This is a genomic window from Lactobacillus gallinarum DSM 10532 = JCM 2011 (genome assembly GCF_001434975.1).
Lineage (GTDB): Bacteria > Bacillota > Bacilli > Lactobacillales > Lactobacillaceae > Lactobacillus > Lactobacillus gallinarum.
This window is the reverse complement of the sequence record NZ_AZEL01000069.1, coordinates 1-9,355: the sequence shown is the minus strand read 5'-3', so window position 1 is coordinate 9,355 and position 9,355 is coordinate 1. Positions and strand designations below refer to the sequence as shown.

The following is a 9,355-nucleotide window of genomic DNA, read 5'->3' as shown; positions in this document are numbered from 1 at the left end:
TTTTGCTGATCATCACTCTTTGCTTTATACCATACTTCTGCTCTACCATTATCAGGTACAGTCACAGTACGATCATTGCCACTGCCATCTTTACCCCAATTTTTATCCTTTATTAAAAGACCAAGTTTTTTATAATTACCATCTAAAGTAATTGAAGCATATTTACCATATGAATCCTCACCGGTCCATTCATATTCTTGACCATTACTACCAGGATCAGCTCCCCAAATATAAGGTTTCCAGGTGTCTCCATCACCTTGATAATGCACAATTACCTTAGTTTCTGGTTTATCTTCCGTAGAATTTGTCTGATTTTCAGTTTGAGTTACTGGTGTAGCTGTTTGTGCTGTTGGTAAAGCTTTCGATTCCTCTTTATCAGCTTGATTTAAGTTAGAAGTTGAGGTTTGAGTAGCCTTGCTAATTTGTTGACTAGTTGGCTCTTCGGTTGTTGTTTCAGCTTGTACATTGTTAGTTGTTGTATTTGCACCTAGCCATAAGCCTAAAATAGCCGAACTACAAATAAAAACTGACTTTCCTAAATTATAATGATACCTATTCATTTCTAAACCTCATTTTTAAATCTGAATAATTTTAACAACAAGTCTATTATATTAGTAAGCGGTTACATTTACAATATGCCTTATTTTTTGTTATCGTTAACATGGTTATTGCCTATAAATTTTTCATTCTAGTTCACAAAATAATAATTACTTTTGAATAAAAACATAATATGTTACAAATTATTACTGAATAAATCTATTCCAACTTTTTAATTCTTCCTTCCTATTTGAAAATTTTTAAAACGTGAGTAAAATAGCAAATGAATTCCCAAAAATTATGGAGGAGAAATATATGTTGAAAAATACAAAGTGGACTACAGCAATCGTAGCAGTTTTACTTGGTACGGGAATCGCTTCTACAAATCACGTTCAAGCTGATACTGTTAACGATGCTCAATCAAATACTCAAGTAGTACAGAACTCTAATCAGTCTCAAAGCTCTGCTACAGAAAAGAAAGCTTCGACTTTCAATAAAAGCGACTATCTTTCATCTAATCCTAAGATCATTCGCTTAAAGCAAAATACTACTATTTATAAGGATGCCGCTTTAACTCAAGTTGATCATCAAGCCAAAAAGGGATATCACTATTTAACTAGTAAGTTAGTCATCCCCGCTGATAACGCTCCAGTTTTAAAGTTAAATAACGGCAAGTACATCAGCGCTAAAAAAACATTGATAGCTAAAGTTAAGGGTTACCAAAATCCTAAGGGCTATCATCAAATTCATTACACTCAAATCAAGCCATATGGTCACGTTGGCTATAACCTTTACCGCGGATACGAAGGGATTAAAACCTGGAAAGTAATGCACCGCATGGGTACTTGGTATGGTAAGAATTACTACAACCAAGCTACTTACAATGCAGTTAAGAATTTCCAACGTCGTCATGGCTTAAAGGTAACCGGTAACGTTAACCTTAAGACTTGGCAAAAGATGGGCTTTTCTAAAAAGTCCTGGTACGGAATCGACAGTTATGTTGCTCCTTTAAAGGCTAAAGCTTGGCAAGGCAGAAAAGCTCACATCGAAGCAATGATCAACCAAGCTTACAAATACATGGGTAAGCCATGGCTTGCAGGTTGTTCTTCAAGTCCAGCTTACGGTGTAGATTGCTCCGGTTTAGTAATGCAAGGACTTTACGCTGGCGGAATCAGTCCTGTTCCAACTAGTTCAATCGGTCACGCTCACCCAGGCAATGAATGGAACTCACGCAATCTTTGGGCAGATAAGCACCTCAAGCGTGTTGCATACTCTCAAAGAAGACGTGGTGACTTAGTATTCTACTACCAACCAGGTACACACACTATTTGGCACGTTGCTATTTACTTAGGTAACAACCGCGTTATCGAAAGTTGGCCACCACGCGTAATGGTTGCACCAATTTCAAACAGTCAACGTAACGTTATTGCAGGAATCAAGCGTCCATTCATCTAGGATTAATTATGAAAGGTAAAATTTTATTCATTAGTATTATTTCCTGCTTCTTGCTCACTGGCTTTTCTACTACAGTTAAAGCTGATGAAACTGATCAATCTCAGACCAGCCAAACAAATACTCAAAACAATCAAACTAGTAATAACAAGCAACAGGATAATAATACTCAAACAAATAAATCTGACTCTACTCAGGATTCAGAAAATAACCAAAATCAGACTAATCAAATTTCCAATAATACTCCATCTAAAAATAATAGCGGCTGGAAAGTAACTAACGGCAATACCTACTACCTAAAAAATGGCGCAGCAATCAAAGGCTTAAAAAAGATTAATGGTTACTGGTACCTATTTAACAAAAACGGCGCAATGCTTAAAAATGTGCGTAAAGTTCCTCACACTAAGCATTACAGCTACTTTGATCAATTAGGTAGACGCCGCATGAAGAACACTTCAACTAAGAAGGCATATTATTGGATTAACAAAAAAGGACAAATTACAGGTATCAAAAATAATGCCAAAGTAATTTGTCAACGACCACAAATGCCTACTGGTTGTGAAATTACTGCGGTAACTATGATGCTTAACTTTGCTGGTAAAAAAGTAAGCAAGTATCAAGCTGCAAAGATTATGCCACGTAGTTCCAATCCAAATAAAGGCTTTGTGGGTTCACCTTATAAAAAATTCCCACTAGGCTTTTGGGTTGCACCCGGCGGCGTTAAGCCAGTTGTTCAACACTATTTAGGTAAGCCACAAATTATGACTAAGTGCAGCATTAATGCAATTAAGCAAAAGTTATTGCGGTCTCACCTAGTAGTTGTTTGGGTTGGTATGTTTGATGGTATTTCTAACCATGCTATTACTCTAACCGGTTATCACGGCAATACGCTTTACTACAATGATCCATGGACCGGTACCAAGCGCAAGATCAGCGTAGCCAAGTTCAAAATTCACTGGGCTTTAGATGGTCATCGCGCTATTAGTTATTAATATGAAATTAAATAGGGATGCAAAAATGCATCCCTATTTAATTTGTAATTTTCTATTCTAGGTTCAAGTATTATAATATTCCAAGAGTAAAATCTTACTAACGGGAGAAATTAATTTGTACATCTATTATCAAATTGGAATATTTGTAGGTCTAGTATTTGTGGCACTTGCCATCAATATTTTTCGTCAAGCGCATAAAAGTGGTTATCCATCGAATTTAGTCAACTGCATATTTTCAATCACTATTTCAACAGCTGGAATATGCATCATCGTTGCTAGCTTAGCCGCAATTCAACCACACAATTGGTATACTAGTAGCTTACTTTGGAAAATGTTAATTGCCGGATAGTAAAAATGGCCCAATACCAATCAAGGTATTGAGTCATTTTTTGGTTTATTCCACTTTGCCTACATAGATTCTCAAAATCTTACGATTCAAAAATCGATCTTTTTGCTCGATTTTTTTCATTTTCTCTGCTAGTCCTGGTTTAATTTGATCTAGATCACTTTTATCAAGCGGCTTTTTTACTTCTAAATGATGACTCTGCCACTCATTATTGTCTTCACTATTTTCACTCCAAGCAAGTTCAATTCTTTCTTGAGTATTATCTGCAAAATACAAAGTGACATCAATGATATCATCATGATCACACAGACGCTTGCCTACCGGCTCATCGAAATTAGTAAAAAACTGATTTGCCAATTTATAATCTAATCAAAAAATTATCATCAATTTTATGCTTTTCACTATTATATTTTAACCAATTTCAATTAGAGTACTACAATATAGGTGAAAAATGAAATAACAGCCAAGTTACTCGCAACTTCGACTAATAGAAAGGAAGATTTCATGAAATATTTATCAAGAAATCAAGCAGAACAATGGCTGAATCAACACACGCTTTATGGTAAAAAGAGAAAGATGTTTACCAACAAATTTATGAAGAGGTTGAGCAAATCCTACCGCTTAGTTCCTGATAAACATACTCTTTTTGGTAAGAAGTATAGCTTACTAGAATTAAAAGAATATGCTAACGATATAAATCCTCGTTCATTTGCTTAATATCAAAAATATAAAACAAAAACTACTGATAATTTTCGTTAAAAACGTTGATCTATCAGTAGTTTTTATTTTTTATGCGCGCATATAAACTTTCACAATTAGGTACAGGCTCTTACCATCCCAATGAAAGGTCTTAGTTTTACCGAATAATAAATTTCCTTCATCCATCAAACGGCTCAAGATTAGATTGTTGTTTCTTGGCAAATAACCCAGCTTCAATCCACCTGTAGTATATACGCTAATCGCATGTTCATCATATTGGTTATTGGGCTCACGCATCAAAACTAATGGATCATCTTCATGGAGTTTTGGCACCACGTGATCTGCTAAATCAAGATATTGACTACCAGCCAATTCACAGCCATACAGAAAAACATCCCGTGCATTGCTAGAATTGCTGTATTGCAGACGTTTGAGCTCATCTACTTGCGTTTGCAATTTTTCTACTTGATCAAGTAAATCTTCGAAAATATCTTGTGGTGGAATGTGAATAGTTTCATCAGAATCATGAAATTGCATGATCATTAGTCCTTTCTAATTTTCCTTAGTTACGAATCTTGAGTCATTCATCGGATTGTTCTCACTGTACATCCCTGTACATCCCTCTTGGTGATGGTTCAGTTAACAATGACCAAGCAGCCCTGAACATATCAATATTTTTATCGTCATGGTCAAGTTTATCATAGACATAATTAAATTCCATTAATCTACCACCGGTTAAGCTAACATTCAAACCGATTTTATGCCATTGTTGGATGTAATTTTGTACGATTGACTCTTGGACAGCTAAACCACTCATTGTAGCCAAGTGAATCTTAAGTGACTTGCCATTGAGAGTTAACTACGTCAGCAATATCAAACTTGTGACTCTTGATAGTTTGTGAAGCTGAATTAGTTGAAACCACTTGGGCGATAATCTTGTTTAGCTTAGGTGTGCCTCTCCAATAATATTTGTTAGGTACCCAAGTTACTGATTGACCTCTAACCACCTGCTTACCTTATATGGTCCAAAAAACATTGGATTCTTTCTGATTTTATCGGATGAAATCAACTTCTTGAATGGAATATCTTTTAGCTGCCGTTTCAAGGAAATAATCGTTGCCTGATTAGAGCATCACTAGCTTCATTTGAGAGTCGAATCTATTGTAATCGATTACAATAGATGCCACCGTAAATTTTAACGTAATTAAATAGTCTAAAAAGCAAAATTTATTAAAACAATGATTAGAAAGAAGAAGAATTATGAGTAAAGTTTTCGTATTTGGTGGCTCCGGCAAAGATTTAATTAAAGATCTAGTAGCTGGTGTCCGTTAATAATTCTGAGTCTCAATCAAATCCAATTCCAGATGTTGCACAGGTACTTGCAGATGTTCTGAAGTTCCCTGCTACCAAATATAAGGTAATTGAGATGACTGGCGGAGACACTCCAATTGACAAGGCTTTAGAGCAAGTTAAATAAGAGTGAGGTAAAATATAGGTATTCCCGTTGATAACTTATCTATCTAATGAGTTGTCAATGGGTTTTTTGTATGTAAAAATCAAGAGAACTTACTATGTTATAGCTGAAGAAATCTACTATACATTGTCATTTTATACTTTTTTTCAAGCAAAAAACGCTATCCAAATTGAATAGCGTTTTTACTAATAATTAATCTGATTCTTCAGCAGCACGTGTTGCAGCAGTTTCAATAGTCTTAATAGGATTCAATCTTACACGGAAATTAAAGTTGCCTACATAAGCGTCGTCTTCAAAGCCGTACTCACTGTAATCACCCCAAGAAACATAGTTAGATGTTCCCTTGATTCTGTAGAAAAGTTGTGCAATATCGCCACTACCAAGAATAACTGGATCTAATGCTCTAATCTTTTGGCCCTTCTTAACAGATTGTTTTGTCTTTTTTAATTTTGAATTATAGATAAACAAGTCCATTTGAGGAACAATTGTAGTTGCACCACCATCACGAAATACAGGATTACCGTTAATGCGTCCAACGTTTATCGCCTTGATATAAGCACCCTTACCGATATAGTAGTAATCTTGGCCCTTAATCTTATAATTCTTAACTGCATATGACTTACTACCACTCAAATTTGTATAGTAGTAATCATCAGATTTGGTCTTAGCGCGACGCTTGCCTGCGTAATTTACAATTGAATATTTAGGCAATACGCGCTGACCATTAAAGCTAATACGTTGACCCTTCTTATTATAAATAGCAGTATTGGTATTTAATTTCAAAACGCCTTTACCATTCATGGTATTAACGTTATTTGACTTAACATAAATTCCGCTACCTAAATTGAAATATGAATCAGGGTAAGTAACCCAGCTCTTACCAACATATTTAATTTTGCTGCCTTTAGTTAAATAAGCTTTGCGACCACGATAAGTTGATAGCCGTTGACCTTTACTGTTGTAAACATATGCATTTTTAATCAAGCCAATTTCATTGCTATTCCAGTTATAGCTACCAACTGCTTTCATATTAATGTAACCACCATCACCTAAATCGGCATAAGTGTTGCCTTTAATAATACTCTGCGGCATCCCGTTAAGATAAATAAAGGCATTAACTTTAGGTCCTTGAATTATAGTTGGTTGACCATAAAAACGAATTGGCTTGTTAAAGTTAATCTCATTTTTATTAGCTATACTTTTACCGTTTTTATTATATAACATTGGTTGAGAATAGCTTTTAACGAACGTAATCTTATTTTTTAAGGTACTTGCTTGAACTATGCTAGAGTTTTGGCTTTGTCCTGTTAAAGCTGCAGGGACCATAAGCGCAGCTCCTGCCACAATACTCAATGCAATTCTTTTTAATTTCATAATAAACCTCCCTTATATTATTCTTTCACTATTTTGAACGTAATTAAGTAAAATTTCTAGTAAGATTGCCAATTTTTTAATATTTCATTTTGCTCAAATTCTTTTTCGAGCTTTGGATTTTGTTTGATTTTCTTGTTAATATGCTTATCAATGAAACTCATTATTTATTTTCGACTCTTTCAAAAGTTTCTTATTGTATCTCATCGATATAATCACTCTGCAAAGAAATCATCATCAATATCATATAGTTCATAAGTCTGTTGGACTTGAACTCCAACTTTGTATTGCACCATTAAATTGGTCAGCATTTCGCCATCAACTAGAGCAACATTCAATTGCTTAGCCGCTTCCTTTGCCCCACTAGTAAATGAAGAAGTAGTGATAAACACGCCACGATCTGCTCGCTTACGTCTTAATGCACCAGAAAAGCTGTCGATTTCTGGGCTACCAACTACATTATTTCTCTTCTTTATACTTCTCAACACCATTTCTGTAGTAATCATTAAATATTGAAGAGATGCCTGTAAGCATTAAATCGCAAAGTTCTTTTGAAGTATAACCCGAATTATAATGACTCACTGCATTCCTTGCTTTAAAAACTAATCTTATATATCTCTCTTGTCGAGTATCAATATTTATTGGCTCTTTTCTTAAATTGTTTATAAGACTTGCAGCCGTTGGATCATATCCTAATCCTTTTAATGTATCAAAACCGTTTTCAGCATAATTTTGAAGAATAATAAGTAAGAGATGCTCTAAACAACTTCCAAGACCCGAGGCACACAAAAACCATTTTTGATTATTATATGCACATAAACACTGATTAAATTCATCCGTAAATTGCTCATTATTAATTGTCTCAAGCATGTCATTAAAGTGATATCTATCAACAAAATATTTTTGATTTGATAATGGAAAAGACGCTATAGGTTTCGGCATACTCTCTACAGATAACGTACTATCATATTCCTTATCTACCCACTGATTCATCCAAGCTTCACTTTGTACAGCATCAACACCATCAAAAACACCAAAAGTTACCTTAAGCGAAGCAGGAAGAATATTTTTAGATAATTTCTTTGAAATTAATTGTTTTGAAACCAGCCAATTTATTCTGTCTTTTTCATTAACATATCTTGAAAAACTTGGGTTATTTGTTTCTAAATATCCATTTGCTAGAAGTACCTCATTTCTAGTATCTGAAGTTGTGGCAAATGATACAAAACCTTTGTGTCCTCCCACTACATCAATATAAACTTCTATTCCATAAATTCTTACTTTTTTATTATTTGCCCATGCAAATCTTGTAAGTTGCTCGCCTTTAAAATTATAATAATTCTCTACTCTATTTAGATAAAATCTGTGCAAGAGATTAATTAATTCTTTTCCTTTATTACTTTCCATCTTTTCAAATTTTAAAGTCATAATACACCTATTTATGGACTTGGATGGGAAAGTTTCAAAAAAAATAACTTATTAAAAAAGGAAGGACTACATACAAGCGCTTTTGTAGTCGGTGATTTAGTTAAACGATTTCCGATATATGAAGGATTACCAACAGTAGAACGACATCGAGGTATGAATCCATATATTGCTGCAATTGAATTATTACATGAAGCTAAAGTTGATAACGTATTTATAGGTGACAGCGAAGCACTGTTGAAACTTTAAAATATATTAATGAGTATCTACAGAACCATATAATTACAATTCTATGTAACTTATTATCTGAATATAAACACTTATATAATAAAGAAATTAACATAAGGCCTGATCAACCTGAAAATATAATCCGTCTATTGTTACCATGTAAGCCCAACGTTGGAATCCGACATAATATCGTTAGACATCGAGGGAGTATAGTGATGCAAAATAGACTTGCAGCTCGCTACAGTGGGGAAGTATATTTGGTTAAACATGACCTACCATTTGAGGTGAGAAGTAATGTTATAGGTTTTGTAAGCCCTGAGTATGTAAATCTTTTTGATCAAATTGATGCTGATATCAGGATCAAATTAATACCAATAAACTAAAATTGTCCATGAAAAAAGCGAGAAACAACACTTTTTAGTGTCATTTCTCGCTTTAAAATTTTACTTATTAAAAGTTTGCTACTTTGACAAATTGATTTTTTCCAATTTGATAAAATTTACTATGACCAATTTTTACAATAAAATTGGCTTTAACTTTGACTTGTTTACCTTTCTTCAATAGAAGCTTTTTCTTTCCATTTTTGATTGCTTTTCCTGATTTAGAATATACAAATGCATTATGCTTTAAACGTAAAACTTTTGTGTTTCTTTCAACAGTATTTGCTACTTTGACAAATTCGTTTTCACCAATTTGATAGTATTCGTGTTTGTTAATGGTTACTTTTTTTGCATTGTTTAAAGGATAAATATAGGATCCTTTCTTTAAGAAGAAATTTGAGACTGTCAAATCTTTTGTGTAAATAGTTCTTTCTCGCAAATTGATTTTTTA

At 33.9% G+C, this 9,355-nt stretch carries 12 protein-coding genes and 2 pseudogenes; 6 read left to right on the top strand and 8 right to left on the bottom strand.

The annotated features are described in order from the left end of the window. Nucleotides 1-560 (bottom strand): pullulanase-associated domain-containing protein (locus FC37_RS08525; RefSeq protein ID WP_275452828.1); only part of this gene is annotated, 560 nt, incomplete at its 3' end. A 277-nt stretch (nt 561-837) separates the two neighbouring features. Here FC37_RS08525 and FC37_RS08520 point away from each other — a divergent pair. After that, entirely contained in the window at nt 838-1,992 is a 1,155-nt protein-coding gene (locus tag FC37_RS08520) for an NlpC/P60 family protein (protein WP_025005394.1), read from the top strand. A gap of 8 nt (nt 1,993-2,000) precedes the next feature. Continuing rightward, nucleotides 2,001-2,981, top strand: coding sequence for a C39 family peptidase (locus FC37_RS10885; RefSeq protein ID WP_025005393.1), 981 nt, complete (start codon nt 2,001-2,003; stop codon nt 2,979-2,981). 394 nt (nt 2,982-3,375) lie between these two features. Here the strand turns inward: FC37_RS10885 and FC37_RS08505 are convergent, their stop codons facing one another. Beyond that, nucleotides 3,376-3,684 carry a hypothetical protein gene (locus FC37_RS08505; RefSeq protein ID WP_051518982.1) on the bottom strand — a complete coding sequence of 103 codons (309 nt, stop codon included), beginning with the start codon at nt 3,682-3,684 and terminating at the stop codon, nt 3,376-3,378. Nucleotides 3,685-3,831: 147 nt separating this feature from the next. Here FC37_RS08505 and FC37_RS08500 point away from each other — a divergent pair, with 147 nt between their 5' ends. Then, complete coding sequence (locus FC37_RS08500; protein ID WP_025005391.1) at nt 3,832-4,044, top strand: hypothetical protein; 213 nt, start codon at nt 3,832-3,834, stop codon at nt 4,042-4,044. Nucleotides 4,045-4,116: 72 nt separating this feature from the next. Here the strand turns inward: FC37_RS08500 and FC37_RS08495 are convergent, their stop codons facing one another. Further along, on the bottom strand, nt 4,117-4,569 hold the full coding sequence (locus tag FC37_RS08495) for an HIRAN domain-containing protein (protein WP_233185880.1): 453 nt from the start codon (nt 4,567-4,569) through the stop codon (nt 4,117-4,119). 12 nt (nt 4,570-4,581) lie between these two features. Then, nucleotides 4,582-5,119 (bottom strand): annotated as a pseudogene (locus tag FC37_RS10145) (ABC transporter substrate-binding protein); the annotation flags it as partial. A gap of 228 nt (nt 5,120-5,347) precedes the next feature. Here FC37_RS10145 and FC37_RS10345 point away from each other — a divergent pair. Further along, nucleotides 5,348-5,503 (top strand): hypothetical protein, encoded by a 156-nt coding sequence (locus FC37_RS10345; RefSeq protein WP_155830881.1) that lies wholly within the window; start codon nt 5,348-5,350, stop codon nt 5,501-5,503. 189 nt (nt 5,504-5,692) lie between these two features. Here FC37_RS10345 and FC37_RS08485 read toward each other — a convergent pair whose 3' ends face one another. The 3 genes and pseudogenes from FC37_RS08485 to FC37_RS08475 form a co-directional block, all read right to left on the bottom strand. Next, nucleotides 5,693-6,874 carry an SLAP domain-containing protein gene (locus FC37_RS08485; protein ID WP_025005389.1) on the bottom strand — a complete coding sequence of 394 codons (1,182 nt, stop codon included), beginning with the start codon at nt 6,872-6,874 and terminating at the stop codon, nt 5,693-5,695. 212 nt (nt 6,875-7,086) lie between these two features. Continuing rightward, nucleotides 7,087-7,332 (bottom strand): annotated as a pseudogene (locus tag FC37_RS08480) (restriction endonuclease); the annotation flags it as partial. Further along, a complete protein-coding gene (locus FC37_RS08475) occupies nt 7,331-8,299 on the bottom strand; it encodes a hypothetical protein (protein ID WP_025005387.1) in 969 nt (322 codons plus the stop codon). The pseudogene FC37_RS08480 and the gene FC37_RS08475, both read right to left, overlap by 2 nt. A gap of 9 nt (nt 8,300-8,308) precedes the next feature. Between FC37_RS08475 and FC37_RS11010 the strand changes: the two genes are divergently transcribed. Both FC37_RS11010 and FC37_RS10135 read left to right on the top strand, forming a co-directional pair. After that, on the top strand, nt 8,309-8,545 hold the full coding sequence (locus FC37_RS11010) for a MupG family TIM beta-alpha barrel fold protein (protein ID WP_081776557.1): 237 nt from the start codon (nt 8,309-8,311) through the stop codon (nt 8,543-8,545). Nucleotides 8,546-8,550: 5 nt separating this feature from the next. Further along, nucleotides 8,551-8,907, top strand: coding sequence for a phospho-sugar glycosidase domain-containing protein (locus FC37_RS10135; RefSeq protein ID WP_081776556.1), 357 nt, complete (start codon nt 8,551-8,553; stop codon nt 8,905-8,907). A gap of 67 nt (nt 8,908-8,974) precedes the next feature. Here the strand turns inward: FC37_RS10135 and FC37_RS08470 are convergent, their stop codons facing one another. Then, nucleotides 8,975-9,343 carry an SLAP domain-containing protein gene (locus tag FC37_RS08470; RefSeq protein ID WP_056945608.1) on the bottom strand — a complete coding sequence of 123 codons (369 nt, stop codon included), beginning with the start codon at nt 9,341-9,343 and terminating at the stop codon, nt 8,975-8,977. Nucleotides 9,344-9,355: the final 12 nt, after the last annotated feature.

Bases quoted from the DNA above. Each gene is read 5' to 3' on its own strand.
- FC37_RS08520 (WP_025005394.1), top strand. From the start codon at position 838: ATGGAGGAGAAATATATGTTGAAAAATACAAAGTGGACTACAGCAATC.
- FC37_RS10885 (WP_025005393.1), top strand. From the start codon at position 2,001: ATGAAAGGTAAAATTTTATTCATTAGTATTATTTCCTGCTTCTTGCTC.
- FC37_RS08500 (WP_025005391.1), top strand. From the start codon at position 3,832: ATGAAATATTTATCAAGAAATCAAGCAGAACAATGGCTGAATCAACAC.
- FC37_RS08495 (WP_233185880.1), bottom strand. From the start codon at position 4,569: ATGATCATGCAATTTCATGATTCTGATGAAACTATTCACATTCCACCA.
- FC37_RS08485 (WP_025005389.1), bottom strand. From the start codon at position 6,874: ATGAAATTAAAAAGAATTGCATTGAGTATTGTGGCAGGAGCTGCGCTT.
- FC37_RS08475 (WP_025005387.1), bottom strand. From the start codon at position 8,299: ATGACTTTAAAATTTGAAAAGATGGAAAGTAATAAAGGAAAAGAATTA.